At 59.0% G+C, this 20,920-nt stretch carries 20 protein-coding genes; 8 read left to right on the forward strand and 12 right to left on the reverse strand.

Going from position 1 to position 20,920, the window contains the following annotated elements:
* Positions 1 to 359 precede the first annotated feature (359 nt).
* The 5 genes from K328_RS0109400 (at position 360) to K328_RS0109420 (ending at position 5,570) form a co-directional block, all read left to right on the forward strand.
* Positions 360 to 2,051, forward strand: coding sequence for a methyl-accepting chemotaxis protein (locus K328_RS0109400; protein WP_051284686.1), 1,692 nt, complete (start codon positions 360 to 362; stop codon positions 2,049 to 2,051).
* Positions 2,052 to 2,179: 128 nt separating this feature from the next.
* Positions 2,180 to 3,094 carry a hypothetical protein gene (locus tag K328_RS23245; protein WP_051284687.1) on the forward strand — a complete coding sequence of 305 codons (915 nt, stop codon included), beginning with the start codon at positions 2,180 to 2,182 and terminating at the stop codon, positions 3,092 to 3,094.
* 431 nt (positions 3,095 to 3,525) lie between these two features.
* Positions 3,526 to 3,993: a RidA family protein gene (locus K328_RS0109410; RefSeq protein ID WP_028465772.1), complete on the forward strand. Its 468-nt coding sequence runs from the start codon at positions 3,526 to 3,528 to the stop codon at positions 3,991 to 3,993.
* 74 nt (positions 3,994 to 4,067) lie between these two features.
* Positions 4,068 to 5,240 carry a GNAT family N-acetyltransferase gene (locus tag K328_RS0109415; RefSeq protein WP_051284688.1) on the forward strand — a complete coding sequence of 391 codons (1,173 nt, stop codon included), beginning with the start codon at positions 4,068 to 4,070 and terminating at the stop codon, positions 5,238 to 5,240.
* A 141-nt stretch (positions 5,241 to 5,381) separates the two neighbouring features.
* Entirely contained in the window at positions 5,382 to 5,570 is a 189-nt protein-coding gene (locus K328_RS0109420) for a hypothetical protein (protein ID WP_028465774.1), read from the forward strand.
* A gap of 109 nt (positions 5,571 to 5,679) precedes the next feature.
* Here the strand turns inward: K328_RS0109420 and clpA are convergent, their stop codons facing one another.
* The 3 genes from clpA to K328_RS23250 all read right to left on the reverse strand — a co-directional run bounded on the left by clpA (position 5,680) and on the right by K328_RS23250 (position 9,181).
* On the reverse strand, positions 5,680 to 7,998 hold the full coding sequence (clpA, locus tag K328_RS0109425) for an ATP-dependent Clp protease ATP-binding subunit ClpA (protein ID WP_028465775.1): 2,319 nt from the start codon (positions 7,996 to 7,998) through the stop codon (positions 5,680 to 5,682).
* Between the two features lie 6 nt (positions 7,999 to 8,004).
* Positions 8,005 to 8,331 carry an ATP-dependent Clp protease adapter ClpS gene (gene clpS / locus K328_RS0109430; protein ID WP_028465776.1) on the reverse strand — a complete coding sequence of 109 codons (327 nt, stop codon included), beginning with the start codon at positions 8,329 to 8,331 and terminating at the stop codon, positions 8,005 to 8,007.
* Between the two features lie 319 nt (positions 8,332 to 8,650).
* A complete protein-coding gene (locus K328_RS23250; protein ID WP_051284689.1) occupies positions 8,651 to 9,181 on the reverse strand; it encodes a phasin family protein in 531 nt (176 codons plus the stop codon).
* Positions 9,182 to 9,553: 372 nt separating this feature from the next.
* Between K328_RS23250 and K328_RS0109440 the strand changes: the two genes are divergently transcribed.
* Entirely contained in the window at positions 9,554 to 10,813 is a 1,260-nt protein-coding gene (locus K328_RS0109440; RefSeq protein WP_036553284.1) for a D-alanyl-D-alanine carboxypeptidase, read from the forward strand.
* Positions 10,814 to 10,870: 57 nt separating this feature from the next.
* Here K328_RS0109440 and pgmG read toward each other — a convergent pair whose 3' ends face one another.
* The 5 genes from pgmG to K328_RS0109465 form a co-directional block, all read right to left on the reverse strand.
* Entirely contained in the window at positions 10,871 to 12,253 is a 1,383-nt protein-coding gene (pgmG, locus tag K328_RS0109445) for a phosphoglucomutase/phosphomannomutase PgmG (RefSeq protein WP_028465778.1), read from the reverse strand.
* On the reverse strand, positions 12,250 to 13,578 hold the full coding sequence (locus tag K328_RS0109450) for a UDP-glucose dehydrogenase family protein (RefSeq protein WP_028465779.1): 1,329 nt from the start codon (positions 13,576 to 13,578) through the stop codon (positions 12,250 to 12,252). The genes pgmG and K328_RS0109450 overlap by 4 nt, the downstream gene beginning before the upstream one ends.
* 15 nt (positions 13,579 to 13,593) lie before the next feature.
* Positions 13,594 to 14,463 carry a UTP--glucose-1-phosphate uridylyltransferase GalU gene (gene galU / locus K328_RS0109455; protein WP_028465780.1) on the reverse strand — a complete coding sequence of 290 codons (870 nt, stop codon included), beginning with the start codon at positions 14,461 to 14,463 and terminating at the stop codon, positions 13,594 to 13,596.
* A 105-nt stretch (positions 14,464 to 14,568) separates the two neighbouring features.
* Entirely contained in the window at positions 14,569 to 15,306 is a 738-nt protein-coding gene (locus K328_RS23255) for a J domain-containing protein (RefSeq protein ID WP_036553285.1), read from the reverse strand.
* 25 nt (positions 15,307 to 15,331) lie between these two features.
* Positions 15,332 to 16,075 carry a VWA domain-containing protein gene (locus K328_RS0109465; RefSeq protein WP_245577432.1) on the reverse strand — a complete coding sequence of 248 codons (744 nt, stop codon included), beginning with the start codon at positions 16,073 to 16,075 and terminating at the stop codon, positions 15,332 to 15,334.
* A gap of 85 nt (positions 16,076 to 16,160) precedes the next feature.
* On the opposite strand from K328_RS0109465, the gene K328_RS23260 reads away from it, so the two are divergent.
* Complete coding sequence (locus K328_RS23260) at positions 16,161 to 16,646, forward strand: GNAT family N-acetyltransferase (protein ID WP_051284690.1); 486 nt, start codon at positions 16,161 to 16,163, stop codon at positions 16,644 to 16,646.
* A 15-nt stretch (positions 16,647 to 16,661) separates the two neighbouring features.
* Here the strand turns inward: K328_RS23260 and K328_RS0109475 are convergent, their stop codons facing one another.
* Positions 16,662 to 17,066, reverse strand: a complete 405-nt coding sequence (locus K328_RS0109475; RefSeq protein WP_028465782.1) for a VOC family protein — start codon at positions 17,064 to 17,066, stop codon at positions 16,662 to 16,664.
* A 62-nt stretch (positions 17,067 to 17,128) separates the two neighbouring features.
* A complete protein-coding gene (locus tag K328_RS23265; protein ID WP_084608189.1) occupies positions 17,129 to 18,070 on the reverse strand; it encodes a division plane positioning ATPase MipZ in 942 nt (313 codons plus the stop codon).
* A 450-nt stretch (positions 18,071 to 18,520) separates the two neighbouring features.
* On the opposite strand from K328_RS23265, the gene K328_RS0109485 reads away from it, so the two are divergent.
* A complete protein-coding gene (locus tag K328_RS0109485) occupies positions 18,521 to 18,733 on the forward strand; it encodes a hypothetical protein (RefSeq protein WP_028465783.1) in 213 nt (70 codons plus the stop codon).
* Positions 18,734 to 18,893: 160 nt separating this feature from the next.
* Here the strand turns inward: K328_RS0109485 and K328_RS0109490 are convergent, their stop codons facing one another.
* Entirely contained in the window at positions 18,894 to 20,111 is a 1,218-nt protein-coding gene (locus K328_RS0109490) for a hypothetical protein (RefSeq protein ID WP_028465784.1), read from the reverse strand.
* Complete coding sequence (locus K328_RS0109495; protein ID WP_028465785.1) at positions 20,108 to 20,920, reverse strand: outer membrane lipoprotein-sorting protein; 813 nt, start codon at positions 20,918 to 20,920, stop codon at positions 20,108 to 20,110. Before K328_RS0109495 ends, K328_RS0109490 begins: the two co-directional genes overlap by 4 nt.

Raw genomic sequence — 20,920 nt, forward strand, 5'->3', positions numbered from 1 at the left:
GTTTAGTTATCCAATTGCAGGCCCCCGCGTCCGAAGCCGCGAAAGACATAACGCAGATTATTACATGTCTGGCAGGAATGGGTTCATGAATTTCCCCGTATCGGTGCTATGTGACCAACGTCAGACCGGCAGAATGACAAACCCTGACGGATTAAAAGGAACCACCGAGAGGTTTTTTTGCGTTGAGCGCCCGGGCCGTACCAAACGCACATGAAGCGCCCAGCCTGAGGAGGCTCCTAGAGGCGCAAACATGCAGTATATTGGTTGCAGTCGGCTCCCATCCAGCGCGTTAGAGCTTAATTAACGAAACAACTGCATAATGAGGTTTATTCATTTCCTCGTGGATGGAGTTCCCTCAAATGGGCTTGGACCGCCTGTCTTTCGCGCAGAAGATCGCCCTGATCATTCTGCTCGCCGCCATTGCAATGATCACGCAGATTGCCTCAACCGTATGGCTAGAGCGCCAGCAGCTCTACAAGGAGCGGACGCGCGAGATTCAATCTGTCGTGGAAATGAGCGTTTCCGAAGCACTGGCCCATGAGGCGCGCGTGATGAGTGGTGAGATTTCACGGGAAGAGGCCGTGTCCGCCTGGGAAAAAACCGCAGTCGCAGCGCGCTTCCGGGGCGTTGAATATCTGTTCGCCTACACCATGAACGGCATCAATGTCGTGCATGGCGGAAAACCGTCGCTGAAGGGCAAAGACATGTCCGGCGTGGCAGACCCGAACGGTGTCAAGATCATCCAGGAGATGGTTGAGCTTCTCAAGAAAGATCCGAAAGGTGGAACCAGCGAATACATGTGGCCGAAAGCCGGGTCCGAAGTCCCCCAGCCGAAGCTGTCCTTTGTTGCGATGATCGAGCCTTGGCAGATCTTTGTCGGAACCGGGATCTATACCGACGACATCGATGCCGCCCTCATCAATTACGCAATGCGTTCAGCAGGATTTTCCGCGGTCGCTCTGTTAATCATGGTCGCTGCCGGATTGACAATTGCGCGGAGCATGACCCGCCCGATGGAAGCGCTGCGAAATACGATGTCAGAGCTTGCAGGCAACAATATTGCGGTCTCGGTGCCTGGCACCAACCGCCGGGACGAGATCGGCGCGATGGCGCAAGCCGTCCAAGTGTTCAAGGAAAACGCGGAACGCGTCTCATCACTTGAAGAGAGTCGGTTACAGGATGCTGAGAAGGCCCAGTCCGAACGTCACCGCCTCCTGCAGGAGCTCACCAGGGATCTGGAAAGCTCCGTTGGCCGAGTCACGGGTGAGGTCGAGACTTCGGTAAATTCCGCGCAGAAATCAGCGGCCGACATGCAGCATAATGCGACAGAAACCGCCGAGAGTGCCCGTGAGGCCAATCATGCGGCACAAGAAGCATCCGAAAGCCTTCAGAGCGTGGCCGCCGCGACAGAACAGCTGACGAATTCCATCGCGGAAATCGGCCGGCAGGCGGACCAGTCCGCATCCATATCCCGTTCCGCTGCGACGGAAGCCGAAGACGCCAATGCAAAGGTGACAAGCCTTCAGACCTCTGCCGAACGGATCGGGGAAGTCGTCAGCCTGATCAACGACATCGCCGAGCAGACAAACCTCCTCGCCCTCAACGCGACGATCGAAGCGGCCCGGGCCGGAGAAGCAGGCAAGGGCTTTGCCGTTGTTGCGAGCGAAGTGAAATCTCTCGCCAACCAGACAGGCAGTGCGACCCAGGAGATCGCCGGACAGATTTCAGCCATTCAGCAGGCGACCAAGGATGCCGCCGACGTGATCGGTGCCATCGTCGGGACGATTCAGAATATCGACGAGACGACGTCAGCCATTGCTGCTGCCGTGGAGGAACAGGAATCTGCAACGCGCGAGATTTCCAACAATGTCGAGCAGGTTTCGCGGGCGACCGACACCGTAACCAGCAACATCGGCCGGGTCAGTTCGGCCGGCGAGCGCTCCGATGTTACCGCGCGCGATCTCTCGGAGGTGACCGGTAATCTAAGCCAGCAGGTCCGCTCACTCCGTCAGGAGATCGATACCTTTGTTCGCAAGCTGAACGAAAACTGACCGCAGACGGCCCGGTTGGCGGTCTCCGCCGCCGGGCCATCCTGTCTCCGCACATCGACCGCGCCTTGCCATAAAATACGAAAGCCTTTTAAAAAGGCCGACCTCGGCAATTCACGGATCACAGCACAATGGCGGCGGAACTCCTCCCTCAGCAGCCAATGGCTCCCGATGCCAAGCAGCGCTCCCTGAGCCGGGCCCACCTCGATGCTCCAGCGCTCCTCGACTATCTCGGGAAACTGCGACGGGAAGTTGACGCCGAGCTTGCACCGCAATTTCCCGAGTTCAGCGGAAAGCCTTATCCGCTAGGCCGTTGCCGGGAAATTCGGGACGCCGTGTATGACCGACTGGTCGCCGATATCCATCAACCGCGATGCGCCACGTCTCTGGCACTGCTCAGCTTCATTCGCGCCGGCGGTATAGGCCGCAAGATCTGGGGCGTTCTGCGGGAAAGCTATTTCCAGAATGCGATGCAGTTCGGCACATTCTATGTCGATGTCGCCAACGATACTGTCAATCCGGCGAAGCCACGGATCGAAATCCTGCCTCTCAAGAAGTCCGGCATGGTCCCGGTATCCGATTTCTTTCATTTTGCTCGGATCGCGGAGTCCTACTGGAACTGCGACACCTTCGCGAATACAGAGTTTCCGGGCATTGCCGCGCTCTTCCCCATCATTTGCGTCAATCGCGTTGGCGCCGGAATATCCCTCGCCCCGGGATCGGACCAGATGATTGCCATGACACGGCTCCGCAATTTCCGGCCATCGCTTGATTTTCTGCAATCGGCCCCGTCTCCTCCGGAGCCGGTACGGCATGAATTGGCAAGACGGCGTAAGGCCTGCGAACACGAGCTGATGAAGACTGTGTGCGACCCCGTTGTCGCAGTAGAGCGAGCGATCGGAGACTTGAACTACAAAAGCGACACGTATTACGCGTCCTGCGTTTCCGCTTTCAGGGAGTTCGCCGCACTCTCGAAAAACCGGGTGGACCCGCGCCATGAAAATGACATTCACAGTGGGTCAAAGACTCGACGGAAATGGCCCTAATACGCTGAAGGTTACTTCAGTAACGGGCAACTAACTCATCTTCTTTTTAAATATTCCATAAAATTACCCGCAAAAATACTTGTTGCGGTTCAGGGTACCCTAAACTACTATATATAGAGTTATTGAGCCGGATTTAGAGCGGCTCCCCCTGGTAGCGGACCCGTGAGGGCATAGCTTCAGTCCTCAAGGTTCAGAGTTCCATCGTCAGCCAAACGATGGAAAACCGGGGAGCGGTACTCTCCCATCCCCGCTCCCCGATTACCCTGTGAAGCTCCTAAGGACGAAGCCTCTATCGTCCGATACTGGGTGCGTCATTTACTGGCGCACCCCTCTTTTTGGAAAAAGTAGCGGCCTCCGGCGTGACTGTCTATGCTTTGCGCGGTCCTTCAGGACAATTCGCAAGATCATTCCAGGATACTAAGGAGTCAGCCATGGCCGGCGCAATTGACGCACGCCTTTCCGAACTCGGCATCGAGCTTCCCAACGCCGCCGCGCCCGCGGCCAATTATGTGCCATACGTTATTTCCGGGAAGACCCTGTATATTTCAGGTCAGGTCCCGTTCTGGAACGGAGAGCTGAAAGGCGTCGGAAAAGTCGGCAAGGACATGACCGCTGAGGACGCCCAGAAGATTGCCCGGATCTGTGCCCTCAACATCATCGCCCAGGCCCGCGCTGCCTGCGGCGGCGACCTCGACAAGGTTGCTCGGATCGTGAAGGTCGGCGGTTTCGTCAATGCGACGGACGACTTTACCCAGCACCCGATGGTGATCAACGGAGCGTCCGACCTGATGGTCGAAGTGTTTGGCGACAAGGGCAAGCATGCCCGTTTCGCCGTCGGCGCAGGTTCCCTGCCGCTCGGTGTCGCGGTCGAGGTCGAAGCGGTCATTGAACTCGCTTGAGCAACCGTTAGCGGTTGACTGATCGTTGCGGCGCACAATCTTCCAAGAGCAACACCAGCGGAAGGTGAGGACCGGTGCCGGACGGTGAAAACACAACAGACACGCGGGCGGCCATCTCGGTTGCCCGCTCCATCCACGAGATCGCCCCGGCCGATTGGGACGCCTGCACCGGTGCCGCCAATCCCTTTCTCAGCCATGCCTTCCTGTCCGCGCTGGAAGACAGTGGCTCGGTCAAGGCCGAGACCGGCTGGCTGCCGCAACATTTGGTTTATGCCGATGACGAAGACCGGATCGCCGGAGTCGTTCCGCTCTACCTGAAGGGCCACTCCCAGGGCGAGTATGTGTTCGACTGGGGCTGGGCGGACGCTTATGAGCGTGCCGGTGGTGAGTATTATCCGAAACTGCTCTCAGCCGTGCCCTTCACACCGGTAACGGGTCCCCGACTGCTTTGTCATCCCGATGCGGATGCCGACGCCACCACGAACATCTTGATTGGCGGCCTGATCGAGATCACGCGACGTTTCGACGTTTCGTCCCTGCATGTGAACTTCCTGCCGGAAGCGCAATGGAACGCCCTTGGGGAGGCCAGCTTCCTGAAACGGGTCGGCCTGCAATTCCATTGGCATAATGACGGCTACCAGAATTTCGGTGACTTCCTCGACGCTCTCTCCTCCCGCAAGCGTAAGGCGATCCGCAAGGAACGCAAGGCAGCGGCAGAGGCTGGCCTTACCATCCGAAGGCTGACCGGCGCCGATATCGAGCCCCGGCACTGGGACGCCTTCTTCGAGTTCTATACGGACACCAGCGACAGGAAATGGGGCTCGGCCTATCTGACACGCTCCTTCTTCGACCTGCTTGGCGAGCGCATGGCTGACCGGGTGCTGCTGGTAATAGCGGAAATGGACGGCACGCCCGTCGCCGGCGCCCTCAACCTGATCGGCGACGATACGCTCTATGGCCGAAACTGGGGTTGCATCGCCGACTTCAAGTTCCTGCATTTTGAGCTTTGCTACTATCAAGCTATCGATTTCGCCATCGAGCGCAGCCTGAAATGGGTCGAAGCCGGTGCCCAGGGGCAGCACAAGATCCAGCGTGGTTATATGCCCCGCTACACCCGGAGTTGCCATCTCATTCCCTCGCGCTCCTTCAGTGACGCGGTCGGGGATTTTCTTCGGCGGGAAACAGAACAGATGGCCTACGAAAAAGAAGCCCTCGAAAATCAATCTCCCTTCCGCTCGGAGGGTTGAACGGGATGCATGGCTGACCTTCGCTATTTGTGCACCGCAAAATTAACGAATGGGGCAATATGTTGGACAGGTACATTGCTGACTGGCCAGCCGAAACGGCGCCGTCCGCATCCTTCAAATCAAGATACTGGGAGATAGATCATGGGTGATCGTTTTTGCCTCACGCTTCTCGAAGCTGCTGAAATGAACGGCTTCACTGCCGCTGAAATGCAGGTCCTCGTTGACCGGCACGCCGATGTTGCTCTGAACGCCAATGGCGCTTGGCGCATCGACCCCAACGCCCTCAAGGCTGTCGTCGACGGTTCCGCCGGCTATCTGCAGGCTGCCTAAGCCATAGCCGCTATTGACCGACACAAAAAAGGCCCGCGCATCGCGCGGGCCTTTTTTGTGCTCTTACTGTGTCGGCCGGGGCCAGCAAGGGCCCCGGCATATTCGTATGTCAGTTGACCAGTTCGGGCTTTTTCTTCGTGCCCTTGCTTGAACCGCCTCCGGAGCTGTCCCCGCCCTCATCCGGGTAGGAGAAGGTCAGGCCGTCATCCTTCAGGTCAACCTGAACCAGGCCGCCCTTGACCAGCTTGCCAAAGAGCAGTTCCTCGGCGAGCGGCTTCTTGACGTGCTCCTGAATAACCCGGGCGAGCGGGCGGGCGCCGTAAAGACGGTCGTAGCCCTTCTCGCCAAGCCAGGTGCGTGCCGCATCGCTGAGCTCGATGGTCACACCCCGGTCAGAGAGCTGCACCTCGAGCTGCATGATGAACTTCTCGACCACGCGGGAGATGATTTCCGGCGTCAGGTTGCTGAACGGTATGATGGCGTCCAGACGGTTCCGGAATTCCGGCGTGAACATCCGGTTGATCGCTTCGGAATCGTCACCTTCACGTTCCGTGCGCATGAAGCCGACAGCTTCTTTTGCCAGATCGGATGCCCCCGCATTGGTCGTCATGATCAGGATCACGTTCCGGAAATCGACGTTCTTGCCATTGTGATCCGTCAGCTTGCCGTGATCCATGACCTGCAGCAGCACGTTGAACAGATCCGGATGAGCCTTCTCGATTTCATCGAGCAGCAGAACACAATGCGGGTTCTGATCGATAGCGTCCGTCAGCAGGCCGCCCTGGTCAAACCCGACATAGCCCGGAGGCGCCCCGATCAGGCGGGAGATGCTGTGGCGCTCCATATATTCCGACATGTCGAAACGGGTGAGCTCGATACCCAGCGCATTCGCAAGCTGACGCGCCACCTCGGTCTTGCCGACACCGGTCGGGCCGGAGAAAAGATAGTTGCCGATCGGCTTTTCTGGCTCACGCAGCCCCGCCCGTGAGAGCTTGATCGCGGTCGCCAGAGAGGCAATGGCAGTATCCTGCCCGAAGACCACGGTCTTCAGATCGCGCTCCAGATGCTTCAGGACCGTCTTGTCGTCGGTCGACACGCTCTTCGGAGGAATGCGGGCGATCTTGGCAACGATCTCCTCGACTTCCTTCACGCCGATTGTCTTGCGCCGTTTGGACGGGGCGACCAGCATCTGTGCAGCGCCGACCTCGTCGATCACGTCGATCGCCTTATCGGGCAATTTTCGGTCGCCGATATATTTTGCAGAAAGTTCGACAGCCGTTCTCAGCGCCTCTGCGGTGAAGCGCACCTTGTGATGCTCTTCGTAATAGGGCTTCAGACCTTTGAGAATCTTGATGCTGTCCTCGATGGACGGCTCTTTCACGTCGATCTTCTGGAACCGGCGGACCAGCGCGCGGTCCTTTTCGAAATGGGTCCGGAATTCCTTGTAGGTGGTCGAACCGATGCAGCGCAGGGCACCGGACTGAAGCGCGGGCTTCAGCAGATTCGATGCATCCATCGCGCCGCCAGAGGTTGCGCCGGCACCGATCACCGTGTGGATTTCGTCGATAAACAGCACGGCCTCCGGATTGCGCTCAAGCTCGGAGACAACGGCCTTCAGCCGCTCTTCGAAATCGCCGCGATAACGGGTACCGGCAAGCAACGAGCCCATATCGAGCGAGAAGATCTGGGCATTCTGCAACACCTCGGGGACTTGCCCGTCCACGATGCGGCGGGCCAGCCCTTCCGCGATAGCGGTCTTTCCGACACCCGGATCGCCGACATAAAGCGGGTTGTTCTTTGTCCGGCGGCAAAGGATCTGGATGGTGCGGTCGACCTCGAACTCCCGGCCGATCAGCGGATCGATCTTGCCCGCCATTGCCTTCTTGTTCAGGTCGACGCAATAGGCGTCCAGTGCCTCGTTACCGCTCTTGTTCACGGTATCCTGCTTGGCGTCCTCATCGGCGCCGTCGACCCGGGGGGCCTCCGTCTGGCCATGCACCTTGGCGATACCGTGTGAAATGTAATTCACCGCGTCGAAGCGGGACATTTCCTGCTCTTGCAGGAAGTAGACGGCATGGCTCTCGCGCTCGGAGAACAGCGCAACCAGAACGTTCGCGCCCGTCACCTCTGCCCGGCCGGAGGACTGCACGTGGATCACGGCCCGCTGAACGACCCGCTGGAAACCAGCGGTCGGCTTGGCTTCTTCTTCCTGCCCGCCAATCAGGTTCATCAGGTCATTGTCGATATACCCGGCCAGATCGCCGCGCAATCTCTCGACATCGACGTCGCAGGCCCGCATCACCGCTATGGCGTCCTGATCGGTCGTCAATGCGTAGAGCAGATGCTCAAGCGTCGCATATTCGTGGCTGCGCTCGTTCGCGAGATCGAGGGCCCTATGCAGACTTTCCTCTAGGTTTTTCGACAACATGAGTGCTCAAGCCTTTTCTAGAGTGCATTGCAACGGGTGCTGGTGCTGACGGGCAAAATCCATCACCTGGGTAACCTTCGTTTCAGCGACTTCGTAGGTGTAAACGCCGCATATACCGACCCCGCGCTGGTGGACATGCATCATTATGGTCGTCGCCTCGTCCCTATTCTTGGAGAAAAATCTTTCCAGAACGTGAACGACGAACTCCATCGGCGTATAATCATCATTCAGCATGATGACTTTATACATCGCCGGCTTCTTGGTTTTCGGGCGCGCCTTGACCACCACGCCTGTGTTGGTGCCATCACCGATCTTGTCGTCGTCTTTACTCATTTCCAGAACCGTAACTCTCCCGCACCACACCGGGCCGGTATCCACAAGCTGCACTCGCTAAATTAGACCGTTGCGGACCAGAAGAAAGTCCGGGCGATACTTCCCGCCGGACCTCTCGTCCTATGCGAATAGGGTGACAGACATTTCGTGTCGAGCACAAGCCGTTGCAAGGTTAAATCGGACAGACAACACCCGATTTCCGGATCAGAAAAACATCACGCCGGGGAAATCCGCGGTCCAGAGGGGCTGGATACAGGCCACATGCAAAAAGCCCGGCTGAAACAGCCGGGCTTCTGCTCGTCCTATGTGGCGCTGCCTGTTAGGCGGCGACCTGCTTGGACAGTTTTTCGAAGGTGCCGGTCAGGCTCTCCTGAATCGGCTTGATCGCTTCATTGACCGTCTTGACGGACATCTCGGAAATCTTGGTGATTTCCCCGACGGCCTTGTCATAGCTCTTCTTGGTCATGTCGTTCTGCAGTTCCATCAGATCGTTGACGTTCTTGCAGCTCATCACGGTCTTGCCGGTTTCGACGGAGACCTCAACGCTTTCCTGACCGAAGGCATAGAGCTCTTTGCCGATGGCCTCAAAGCCCTTGGACCAGGTGTTCATCGCGGTGACATAGGCATCGTAGTTGGCCTTGCCGAGCGAGGTGTATTCGTCATAGCCGCCATAGAGGGTCTTCTGGGCCTTCTCGGCATGCTCTTTCATAAGCTCAACCGCCTGATCATAGCCCTTCTGGGCAACGTCCTGCGTCGCCTTCACAGCCGTTTCAACAGCTTCCTTACCAGCTGCGACCGCGTCTTCAACCTGGCCGGCAGCAGCGGTAGAGGTGGTTTTCTTCGCAACCATATTCACTCTCCTTGCGCATTCATTATCAAAATCCGGGGTCTTACCCGGCGGGCCGCAGGCATGTCCCTCGGACACGCACATTCACAGGATATGTCTGGGCTCATGCTGCACTGCAACATGCACGTTAAGATAGGGAATGCTGGGGAAAGGTCAAGGGCATTTTTGTGCGCTGCACCATTATTAATTAGAACGAGCTTGCGACTCGCTCCCTAACCTCCGAATGATTCTGAAAACACCTCCAATATCGACGGCATGTTTAATTTTGTTTCAATCGGTTATGGACAACAGCTAAGCTCTTACATAAGATTTTGGGGATTTTCGTTGGGGTGTACTCGTATTGCACTTTTGGCAATGCGGAAGATTGGGGGGCATATGGCGGACAGCGTGACACGGCGAGCCTTCAGGACTTTCTGCGCCCTCACGCTCGGCCTGATGGTCTGGCTCGCGGCTGGCAACGCTGAGGCACGCTACGCCTCCTTTGTCATGGACGCTGAAACGCTGGACGTCCTCTACGCCAAAAATGCCGATACCAGAAACTACCCCGCATCACTCACCAAGATCATGACCCTCTACATGGTTTTCGATGCCTTGGATAAAGGCAAGATTACGCTGAAAACCCAGATGAAGGTTTCCAAGCGTGCCGCAGGGCAGCCGCAAACCAATATTGGTTTGCGTAGAGGCGACCGCATCTCCGTCAAAGACGCGATCCTCGCTCTGGTCACCCGCTCCGCTAACGATGTCGCCACCGTGGTCGGCGAGCATCTGGAGAAAAGCGAAGTCAATTTCGCCGGCGCCATGACCAAAAAGGCGCGCGCGCTTGGCATGACCAAGACCAGCTTCCGGAACGCCTCTGGCCTGCCTAATCGCCGGCAAAAAAGCACAGCCCGCGACATGGCCAAGCTTGGCCTCCGGATCCAGCGCGATTTCCCGCAATATTACCACTTCTTCCGGACCAAGAAATTCACCTACAAGGGACGTACCTACGGTAATCACAACAACCTTCTCGGCCGCTATTCCGGAACCGATGGCATCAAGACGGGCTACACCCGCGCATCCGGTTTCAATCTGGTCTCCTCCGTCCACCAGGGCGACAGACATCTGATCGCCGTGGTGTTTGGCGGCCGGACCGCCAAATCCCGCGACCGACACATGATCTCACTTCTCAATCGCGGCTTTAAAAAGGCGGAGCTGATTGCCCGCAACCGGACACCCGCGCCGATCCCGATGGCACGGCCAGCCTTCGATGAAAACGGCATCATTCAACTCGCCTCCGCGCAATCGACGATTGCCGACGCCACCCTGCAAACTGACATAAGCCAGCAAACCGATACGGCTCTGAGCGGTTCGGACCGCGGCTGGGGTATCCAGGTCGGAGCCTATTCAAGCCAGGGTCCGGCTGAAGCGATGATCAGCACGGCCCGCGGTCATCTGAAGAAAATACTGAAGGGCTCGATCGAATCCGTTGAGCGCGTGACCCGCGACCATGGCACCGTCTACCGCTCGCGTATTACCGGCCTGAGCGAGGCCGGCGCCCGCAATGCCTGCGCTCTGCTGGCCCGCAAGCATGTGCCTTGTGTCCCTGTTCCAGGCAACGAGGGCCTCGAAGTCGCCACCATCCCGGCGAACGACTGACAAAAAAGCGCCGCAGTTTCCCAGCGGCGCTTTTCCTGACTTATCCCAAAAGAACAATCAGATGTCCGGCGGTGTCTCACCGACTGCCGTCAGCGCAGCACGGAGCTGGCCCTTCAGCCGCTCCAGCCCTGCCTCGGTCTGGGACTCGCACCGGGCAACCAGCACGTCCTGTGTGTTTGAGGCGCGCAGCAGCCACCATCCATCCGGTGTGTTGACCCGGACCCCGTCCGCGTCCGACACCTCGATGCCGGTCTGGCCGGAGAGCCAGTCCTTAACCTCAACCACCACGTCGAACTTGCGGGTGTCGTCGCACTGGAAGCGCATTTCAGGTGTGTTCATGACCTGCGGCAGAGCGTCCCGGATGGCCGACAGCGGCTCGTCCCGGTGGCTCAGCCCCTCGATCAGTCGGACAGCCGCGTAGAGCGCGTCATCAAAGCCGTAATAGCGATCCTTGAAGAAGATATGACCGCTCATCTCCCCGGCGAGCGGTGCGCCCGTTTCCGCCATCTTGGTCTTGATCAGGGAATGGCCGGTCCGCCACATCAGAGGCTTGCCGCCGAATTCCGCGATCTTGTCGAACAGCACCTGGCTTGCCTTCACGTCGGCGATGACAGTTGCGCCGGGATTTTCCTTCAGCACGTCCTCCGCCAGCACCGTCAGCAGCTGATCGCCCCACAGTACCCGGCCCTTGTCGTCGATGACGCCGATACGGTCGCCGTCGCCGTCGAAGGCAATTCCGAGATCCGCGCCGCGCTCCAGAACCATGGCCATGAGATCTTCGAGATTCTCGGGAACGGTCGGGTCCGGATGATGGTTGGGGAAGGTTCCGTCGACTTCGGGGAACAGCACCTTGTGGTTCGAGGGCAGCCGCATGCAGACCTGGTTCACTGACGGGCCGGCAGCGCCGTTACCGCAGTCCCAGACGATCTTCAGCTGGCGGCCCAGGCTGACGTCCCGCAGCAGGCGGTCGACATAGCTGTCGAGGATATCGGCATCCTCGACCGAGCCCTCGCCGCTCTCGAAGTCACCTTCCGACGCGATCCGGCCAAGATCCTGAATATCGGCACCGAAGAACGGCCCCTTGCCCAGCATCATCTTGAAACCGTTATGGTTCGGCGGATTGTGCGAGCCGGTGATCATGATCCCGCCATCGGTCTCGAGGGCATAGACCGAATAATAGAGCATCGGCGTGGCAACGCCGCCAAGCCGGGTGACGGCGATCCCGGCCGCCATCAGCCCCTCGACCACCGCCGCTTCCATGTCCGGCGAGCTAAGCCGCCCGTCGCGTCCGACAGACACCTTTGTGCCGCCGTTACGGATGACCCGCGTTCCAAACGCCCGGCCGAGAGCCCGCGCATCGTCGGTACTCAGCGTATCGCCAACAACACCGCGAACGTCATATTCCCGAAGGATCGTCGGCCGGAACTGATGCGCACTCATGCTGAAACCTTCGCATCAACTGTGCTGCGTCCGACGCAGACATAGGTGAAGCCGGCATCGGCCATATCGTCCGGGTTGTAGACGTTACGGAGATCGACCATCAGCGGCTCCTTCAGCAATCCCTTGATGCGCTTAAGATCGAGTGCCCGGAACTCGTTCCACTCGGTGATGAGCACAACGACATCGGCCCCATCGATCGGAGCATATGCATTGTCACACATCTCGACCCCCGGGAGCATCTCCCGCGCTTCCTTCATGCCTTCGGGATCGTAAGCCTTCACCGTGGCTCCGGCCGCCTGCAGGGCCGGCAGAATGTCGAGGCTCGGGCTGTCACGCATATCATCCGTGTTCGGCTTGAAGGTCAGGCCGAGGACAGCAATGGTCTTGCCGGAGACGGTGCCGCCACAGGCCTGAATGACCTTATCCGCCATCTGCTTCTTGCGTTTGTCGTTGATGTCGACAACCGTCTCGACGATCCGCAGCGGGGCCTTGTAATCCTGCGCGGTCTTGACCAGCGCCAAGGTGTCTTTCGGGAAGCAGGAACCGCCATAACCCGGTCCCGGATGCAGGAACTTCCTGCCGATCCGGCCATCGAGGCCGATACCGCGCGACACGTCATGCACATCGGCGCCAACCTGCTCGCACAAATCCGCGATTTCATTGATGAAGGTGATCTTGGTCGCGAGAAAGGTGTTCGCCGCGTATTTGATCAACTCACTGGTCTGCAATGAGGTGAAGACGATCGGCGTCTCGATCAGATAGAGCGGCCGGTAGATTTCCCGCATCGCTTCCTGCGCGCGTTCGCTTTCCGTGCCGATCACCACCCGGTCGGGCCGCATGAAGTCGGTGATCGCGGCACCTTCCCGCAGGAACTCCGGGTTCGAGCAGACGTCGAACTCAATGTCCGGCCGCGCTTCGCGAATGATCCGCTCCACCTCTCGACCGGTACCGACAGGCACAGTCGACTTGGTGACAACGACGGTATACCCGGTCATCGCCGCGGCGATCTCTTTCGCCGCTCCATACACATAGGAGAGATCCGCGTGCCCGTCGCCGCGCCGCGTCGGCGTGCCAACGGCGATGAACACCGCGTCCGCGTCCCTGACCGCCGAGGTCAGGTCCGTGGTGAAGGTCAGCCGCCCGGCCCGCACATTGTTGGCGACAAGGTCATCCAGGCCCGGCTCGAAGATCGGAATTTCGCCGCGGTCGAGACGTGATATTTTCACCTCGTCCTTATCGACGCAGACGACGTCGTTACCGAACTCCGAAAAGCAGGCTCCGGATACCAGGCCAACATAGCCTGTACCGATCATGGCAATACGCATGAATTTACTCCGTTATCAGGCGTAATTCTTCAAAAAGCTCCGGACGGCATCGGCCATGTCCGGACGGTCGAGAGCATACGCGATATTCGCTTCGAGGAAGCCGGCCTTACTGCCGCAATCGAAGCGATGGCCTTCAAAAAGATAGCCGTTGAACGGCTGCAGCCCAAGCTGCCGCGCCAAGGCGTCCGTCAGCTGGATTTCCCCACCGGCGCCTTTCTCGAAACGCGCCAGGTCCTCAAACACCTTCGGCTGCAGGATATAGCGGCCGATAACTGCATAATTCGAGGGCGCATCTTTCGGTTTTGGCTTTTCCACCAGACCGCGCACCTCAATCAAGCGGCCCTTAACCTCTCCCGGCGTGATGACCCCGTACGACTGGGTTTCCTCACGTGCGACCTCCATGGCCGCAACCATGTTTCCGCCGACCTCGTTATAGGTATCGACCATCTGCTTCAGACAGCCTTGGCCATTCAAGATCAGGTCATCCGCGAGCAGAACCGCTACCGGTTCCATGCCGACGAAATTTCGCGCGCACCAGACTGCATGTCCGAGCCCCAGCGGCTCCTGTTGGCGAGTATAGGAAAATTGTCCAGGCTGCGGGATCGTCGCCTCGACAACCTTCAGCGCCTCTTCCTTGCCACGCTCACCGAGCATGGATTGCAGTTCGAACGCATGATCGAAATGATCCTCTATCGCGGACTTGCCTCGGCCGGTGACGAAGATGAATTCCTCGATCCCGGCGGCGCGGGCTTCTTCGACGGCATATTGGATGAGTGGCTTGTCGACAACCGGGAGCATTTCCTTCGGCATCGACTTGGTTGCCGGCAGGAAACGCGTGCCAAGCCCCCCTACCGGAAAGATCGCCTTCCGCACTGGTACTGGCATATCTGAACCTCTAATCGTTGCTCCGGTCCCCTACCTCGCCATACTGGTCGGCAAGGCGCCTCGTTATTCGCATACATCCGGCAAAAACCGCAAGGATCGCTTGGCTCAGGAGCCTAACAGAAAGTCTTTTGCTTCGTTGATCTGGGCCGCGAGATAGTCGGATCCACCGCGGTCGGGGTGATTGACCATCATCAAACGGCGATGTGCCTCCCGAATCGCAGCCTTGTCAGCGCCTTCCTCCAGGCCCAAAATTTCCAGCGCCTGCTCTCGCGACATGACACCGGAGCCGCGCGATGCCCGCCTGCTCCGGGTATCGTTATTCGCGCCTGCAGCCTCACCGGCCCGTTCCTGCCAGTCCGGCCCATGAGCCGCAGCGAGATAGCTTTCCAGCACGGCGACAGACTGCGGATCGTTCCTGGCACAGTCCGCCAGCAGTTCCAGTACATCGTCAAAGGTCAGAGCGGAGAGCTGCATACCTGCAAAACGGCCTCGCAACACCTCACCAGCAATCTCTCCACTATCATGGTCGAGACTGACCGCAAGCGTTTCCGTGCGCACAGCGCTGCTCTGCCCGGCGGACGGACCGCGCGCCATTTTGACAGCGTTCCTGAAACGACGGAATAGAGCGCCAGCCCGCATGAGCACCGGCAATCCAACTAATCCGGCATACATCAACCAGTCGAAACGCCGGAAGAAAATCAGCGCCATAACAAGAACGCCGAGCAGACCAAGCCCGAACCATTTCGCGGTCGCGCGAATCTTTGCCGGATCGGCATTGATGAACCAGTAACCGATCAGACCAAATCCGACCAACAGACTGCTGCCCAGTATCAGAAACTGCACCTGGCTATCCTCCCGCCGGTCGCCGTCATTTGCCGAAGCGATGGGTCAACTGTAAGGCCGCTCCCCCCCGTTGCGCTGAAAAATCCTGCAGAGCCTTTCTGCCGCCCGCCGCATAAACGGCAACCGCCGTCAGTAAATCCCGGAGCTGCTGGGCACTGTTACCGTCGAACGGGCAGCAGGCGCCCTTGGTCAATCGCGCGATCTGCTCGAATGCGCGCCGTGCGACCGGATCGCCACCTTCGTGAAAGATGAAGATCGGAACCCCGAGAACGCCAAGTTCACCTGCCCGATGACAGACCGCATCGATGTCTTCTTCGAACGCATCGCCGATAAACACGACCGCCTGAACCCGCTCCTTGCCTGTCTCGGAGATGACGTGGCCAAGCAAGCGTCCGATCTGGGTCTGGCCCCCAAGGCAGAATACGCCTGTCATCTCCCGCAGCAGTTTCTCTGTATCCGTCAGCCAGGCGCTGGCTTTGAACTCGCCGAACCCTCGATAGTAAGCGAGTTGCACCGCAAGACCGCCAAGAGCGGCCGTTTCCGAAAACATCTCACCCTGAAGCTGGCAGGCCCGATCCCAGGAAGGCTCACGACTGGCCGTGGCATCCATGGCGAAGAGCAGACGCCCCGGCCGTCCCGTGGGAACCGCTGCGGGCGCGCTGCGGACCCGGCGCACGAATGCGTCGATATCGGATTGGGACGAGATCGACGCGGACGGCGCCGCTCCCGGCCGGTCAACGATCCCTCCGCTCTTTTTTCGTGTGGTCATCTTCGACGCTTCACTTTCTTCGAGGCTTTAGCATTATGTTGCATCGCAGCCTCAAGTTTCCAACCCGCATCGCAGGGAGATCATAATGGAATTCCGTGTCAGGGCTTTGCTGGAAAAGGATGCGCAGCGCGTGGCGGAGATGGCCGCCGCTTTGTCCGCTCATGAAGGCATGCCGCCACCGCCCTTCGATGCCGACGACGTGATCCGCTATGGTTTCGGCGAGCACAAGCGGTTCGACGGCATCGTCGCGGAACGTGATTCGGACCTGATCGGTTACGCCATTTTCATCAACAGCTTCAATATCGGGCTCGGCACACCCGGCCTTCACATGCTCGACCTCTATGTCGAGGACCGGGCCCGTGGCACCGGTGCCGGACGCGCTCTGATCGGTGCCGTGGCGGCAGAAACCATTGCACGCGGCGGGTCCTGGGTGGTCTGGCAGTCCCTGCCAACCAATTCGGTCGCCATCGAATTCTATAATCATATCGGCAGCAGGCAGTACCAAGCTGCGGACTTCGAGCTCAGCGGACTGACATTGAACGAGATGGCTGCCGAGTCGAGCTGGCGTTAGATCCTCAAGAGCCGCCTACGCGGCGCCCGGCCAGACCAGTTCCAGGCGAATGCCGCCCGGCTCGCGGAACATCATGTGCTTCCTCGGCCCGGCGCCCATGATTTCCGGCATGAACTCGATCTCCACCCCCGGCCAGTCCCGCACACGCTCGGCAGTCGCATAGAGGACATCCTCCCCCGGAACCTCGATGGCAAGGTGGTGCAGGCCGATATTCGCCCGCCGGTCGAAATCGACCACGTCCTGTGAATGGTCAACCTGCCAGAGTGTCATGCGCAGATTCCCATCCGTGACTGCGTTACGAGGGTAACTCTCGTCCCGCGCCAGTTCCTCCCAGCCGAGCACCTCGACAAAAAACCGGGTGGTCTCGTCCAGATCTCGGACAGACAGGCCTAGATGATTCAGTCCGGCAGTCACACTCACGGCAGCAGTCCATTCTTGCGGCAGATGCTGGACATAAAGTCCGGAAAAACAGACAGAGGCCCTTACTCTTCCTGGTCCTCATCCCCTATCACCGATGGAGTCTCGACGGCCTCGTCAGTCGGCTCACTGGAATGCGGCGTCGGGATCCGGTTTGGCAGCTGCAACGAATTCAGCAGGCCCCGGACTTCCTGACGGGCCGCGACATGAGAAAGCTGCGGCTTGCCACTGTCGCCAATCTCGAAGACATCGAGCATGGTCAGACCGCGCAGGAACAACTCGCGGAAAATCACCCGTTCACTGAAACCGGGCGCCACCCGAAAGCCGATCCGCTTTGCCAGCAGACCAACCACGCGCTCCATTTCCTGCTTGTTGCGCGCAGCCAGACTGGAGAGGCGGTTGCGCATCACGATCCAGTCGAGCGTGCCGCCATCGCGGGCTGCTTTCTGTTTGCGGGCCTCCCAGACCATTTCGGAATAGACACTCGGCTTGATGATCTCACCGGTCCGGCCATCGACATTGGCCAGCATGTCCAGATCGACAAAGCTGTCATTCAGCGGCGTGACCAGCTTGTCCGCGTAGCCGGTCGCAAGACGGCCGACATAGGTGTCTGTACCCGGACAATCGATCACCACGAAATCGGCCTCTGATCGCAGCTTCTTCAGGACGGCCTCAAATCGTTGCTTGTCCTCCGCCTCTGCTTCCTTGCGGTTTGGCTTGTCGCTGCGGGAGAGGAACACATGCACGGGCATCGGCATCGAAATGCCATCGTTCTTCATCGTCGCCGCGCGGTTGGAAAGATACCGGGTCAATGTCCACTGCCGCATATCGAGATCGATGGAGCCGACTTTAAAGCCAAGCCGGAGCAGTGCCACGGTCACATGCATGGAGCCCGTGGATTTACCGGAGCCGCCTTTCTCGTTCCCGAATACGATAACCGTCGCCGGATCGTCAGGTCCGAGCGGCGCTGGCGCCTTGGCGCCGGTATCCGGAGATTGGTCGGTCACGTCATCACCTCACGAACAAATGCCTTCGGTTCTTATCCCCGGTCCCCAGCGGCGTAAAGAGAGAAGCCGCATCAGTGGATACGTCATCGCTCACGATCCGCTCTTGTAGAAGCCCGATACGTACGCAGAACAGGCTTCCGGGAGAGCCGGCCTGCGACTGGCGGCGGTTAAATATCAAGCAGAGGTCGCCGAAAGAAAAACACCCGGACAACACGTCACCATTATATATGCGCCGAATGTCTTTTTGGCGTAAAAACAAAATTTCTTCACTAAAATAGGGGCTTAATGCAGCGATCTGACCCTTTTTTGGAAAAACCCTCCGAATGCAATTGGTTAGCCAACCAATCAGGGAAAATTTTCTTTTTTTCGAATATTTTTAAACAAGCTGGCACTTCACCTATAGCCCGCTTTTTCGTCAACTGGGCATACCATTTGGCGCGGGAGGTCGCGATGAACCTGACTATGGAACACCGAACCGCTCGGTACACCGGCGATATTCATGAGCTTCTCTTTAATCGGGTCGGCACCATCAGCAAGGCGAACGGGCATGACGACCCGCGGTCGCCCGAAGTAGGCCTCTGGGTCTTCCTGCCGAAGGAAACCGATTGCGAGGCCGTACTGATCCGCCGGCGCGACTGGGAAGAGGCTATGCTCCATTATTAGTCCCGGATTATCCGCACGCATTTATTATCCCATCGCTGGTCGGCGGAGAAGATCGGCGGACAGGATGCCGGTTTCGAGCAGGTGGACCTGCTCTGGTGCGTTGCCGGCCACGTTATCCTTTCGGCCGTGAAACCGGCGGCATAGTCCCGCCGGCCACGCCTCAGAAATAGCGGATCAGTGTCAGACTGACGAAATCGTCACGCTCCAGCGCCTTGAGACCGTTCTCGCTGTCGGCATTGAGGAAGAAACGGGCAACCGCCTCTACCTTCCAGTCATCCCCGATCCGGCGTTCCGCCTCCAGAGACAGCAAGGTCGAGCCATCCTCGTTATCGACCACCGCCCCGGCAAGGAGCGAGGTATCGTCGACATCGTTGAAGGTCAGCCGCGTGCCGATGAATGTGTCGTTATTGGCAAGCGTCCCCGGCGCGCTGCTATCCTCGTCCCGGCCGTCATACTGATATTCGGCCAGAAACCCGAGATCCATGTCACTGCCGCGAACGCCGAAGAGCGTATATTCGAACCCGGCGACTGCTGCGGGGAAATAGTCCCCGTGCCCGCCCCTGCCGATGGCCTCAAGCTTCCAGAGCCAGGCATCGGTGGTGTATTGCAGATCCAGCCCTGTCTGGTCGATCTGGTCGTAATAAGGCGTCAAGTTGGACGGATTGGCGGGATCGAGCGCGAGCAGGCGCGGCTCGCGGCTGGTGCCGTGAAAATGCGACAACCCAACATCGAAATCGCCGATCACCTGGGACCAGCGGACCGCAAGGTCCGGATGGAACTCTTCCGCATCCGAGTCGTACTGCGCATCGTCATCGACACGAACACCGCCGCTCAGCCGGGCATCCGCATCAGGGAACGTGCGTTCACGGAAATAGGGCATGACGAATAAGCTGAACGTGCCCAGGTCGCTCGGCACCGCAAGCTGTACCATCGGCTGGCCCAGTTTGTCTTCCAGGTCCACATCCTCGACCCCGTCGCTCTGGTTCACTATGTCAACCAGGTGCCGGGATTCGGTGACGCCCCAGAAGACCTTGTCGGCACCGATCACCAGATCGTAGCCATCGCCGATATGCAGCCAGTTGGCCTCCCGAAGATCGACATGGGTCCGGCTGTCATCGTCCCTGTCGACACGCGCAAAAGGCACCAGCGTGAGACGATCGTCTCCGCCATTCCAGTCCGCGGAGATTTCCGGCTCCAGGTAGAAGGACGGACTGACAGCCCGGTCCCGCTGCAAGCCGAAGGCGGGGTCGTTCGGGAATAACCGGAGCTCCATGCCGAGCTCCAGACTGGTTTCTATGTTCGGCTCCTTCGCCAGAGCGGGCAGAGCACCGGCGGCGAGGCAAAGCCCCGCCGCCGCAATACGGACACCACTGATCATCTGACGCGCTTCAGCCTGTTCTTCTCGAAATCACCCTCCGAGAGCCCGACCTTGAAGCTGTAATCCTCGAAGGTCAGGGTGGTGGACTTACCGGTCTGGTGGTTGGTCATGTCCATCCGGTGGGTCCGCCAGTACTGGCCCTGATACTGCTTGTAATCGAGCTGCAGCAGGGTTTTCAGGAGCGCATCCTTGCGGTCGTAGAACTCTGTCTTGCGCGGCTGATAGTCCTGTTTGTCCACCCAGGAGACCTGCTTGGTGTAGCCGGAATGCTCATAGAGCGGTTTACGCTCGACAACGAAGCATTCCCTGGTCGGTGCCGCCTCGCCGCAATTCTCGTCCCGCAGCCATGTGTAGTCGTACCGGTCCACTTCCTGGCTCACCAGATCCTCGTAGGCGAACTCGGAGCCTACGAAGGGGCCGGACTTGTTCTTGGACGAGATCCGCTTCACCCGCTTCAGGGCCGGCAGGTACAGCCACTGATCGTCCGGATCCAGGATCTTGGTATGCGAGAGAAAGGCCGTTCCCTCGATATCCCTCGGCTTGTCGAACACAGTGATGCTCTTGTCCCCGACGCCCCGCTCCGGCACTTCGAGGGAGCGGAGCCGCAATTCGCGGACGCTGCTCTCTCCCTCGGCGTTGCGCAGGATCATCGACATCACGACATCGCTGTCGCCCCAACCGAGATCCCGCCGGTCGGTCTCCTCGGCAATCGCCCGCCCCTTCTCTTGTGGCGTTTCCGCGTAGGCGGATTGCAGCACCGGACTGATGGCGAGCACCGCCAGGGCGAGAATGCGCTGAAGTTTTCCCAT

The sequence above is a fragment of the Nisaea denitrificans DSM 18348 genome (genome assembly GCF_000426505.1).
In the GTDB taxonomy this organism is placed as follows: Bacteria; Pseudomonadota; Alphaproteobacteria; order Thalassobaculales; family Thalassobaculaceae; genus Nisaea; species Nisaea denitrificans.

Bases quoted from the DNA above. Each gene is read 5' to 3' on its own strand.
- galU (WP_028465780.1), bottom strand. From the start codon at position 14,463: ATGCCAGTACCAGTGCGGAAGGCGATCTTTCCGGTAGGGGGGCTTGGC.
- K328_RS0109420 (WP_028465774.1), top strand. From the start codon at position 5,382: ATGGGTGATCGTTTTTGCCTCACGCTTCTCGAAGCTGCTGAAATGAAC.
- K328_RS23250 (WP_051284689.1), bottom strand. From the start codon at position 9,181: ATGGTTGCGAAGAAAACCACCTCTACCGCTGCTGCCGGCCAGGTTGAA.
- K328_RS0109465 (WP_245577432.1), bottom strand. From the start codon at position 16,075: ATGACCACACGAAAAAAGAGCGGAGGGATCGTTGACCGGCCGGGAGCG.
- clpS (WP_028465776.1), bottom strand. From the start codon at position 8,331: ATGAGTAAAGACGACGACAAGATCGGTGATGGCACCAACACAGGCGTG.
- K328_RS23260 (WP_051284690.1), top strand. From the start codon at position 16,161: ATGGAATTCCGTGTCAGGGCTTTGCTGGAAAAGGATGCGCAGCGCGTG.
- K328_RS0109485 (WP_028465783.1), top strand. From the start codon at position 18,521: ATGAACCTGACTATGGAACACCGAACCGCTCGGTACACCGGCGATATT.
- clpA (WP_028465775.1), bottom strand. From the start codon at position 7,998: ATGTTGTCGAAAAACCTAGAGGAAAGTCTGCATAGGGCCCTCGATCTC.
- K328_RS0109440 (WP_036553284.1), top strand. From the start codon at position 9,554: ATGGCGGACAGCGTGACACGGCGAGCCTTCAGGACTTTCTGCGCCCTC.
- K328_RS0109400 (WP_051284686.1), top strand. From the start codon at position 360: ATGGGCTTGGACCGCCTGTCTTTCGCGCAGAAGATCGCCCTGATCATT.
- pgmG (WP_028465778.1), bottom strand. From the start codon at position 12,253: ATGAGTGCGCATCAGTTCCGGCCGACGATCCTTCGGGAATATGACGTT.
- K328_RS0109410 (WP_028465772.1), top strand. From the start codon at position 3,526: ATGGCCGGCGCAATTGACGCACGCCTTTCCGAACTCGGCATCGAGCTT.
- K328_RS0109495 (WP_028465785.1), bottom strand. From the start codon at position 20,920: ATGGGAAAACTTCAGCGCATTCTCGCCCTGGCGGTGCTCGCCATCAGT.
- K328_RS0109450 (WP_028465779.1), bottom strand. From the start codon at position 13,578: ATGCGTATTGCCATGATCGGTACAGGCTATGTTGGCCTGGTATCCGGA.
- K328_RS23245 (WP_051284687.1), top strand. From the start codon at position 2,180: ATGGCGGCGGAACTCCTCCCTCAGCAGCCAATGGCTCCCGATGCCAAG.
- K328_RS0109490 (WP_028465784.1), bottom strand. From the start codon at position 20,111: ATGATCAGTGGTGTCCGTATTGCGGCGGCGGGGCTTTGCCTCGCCGCC.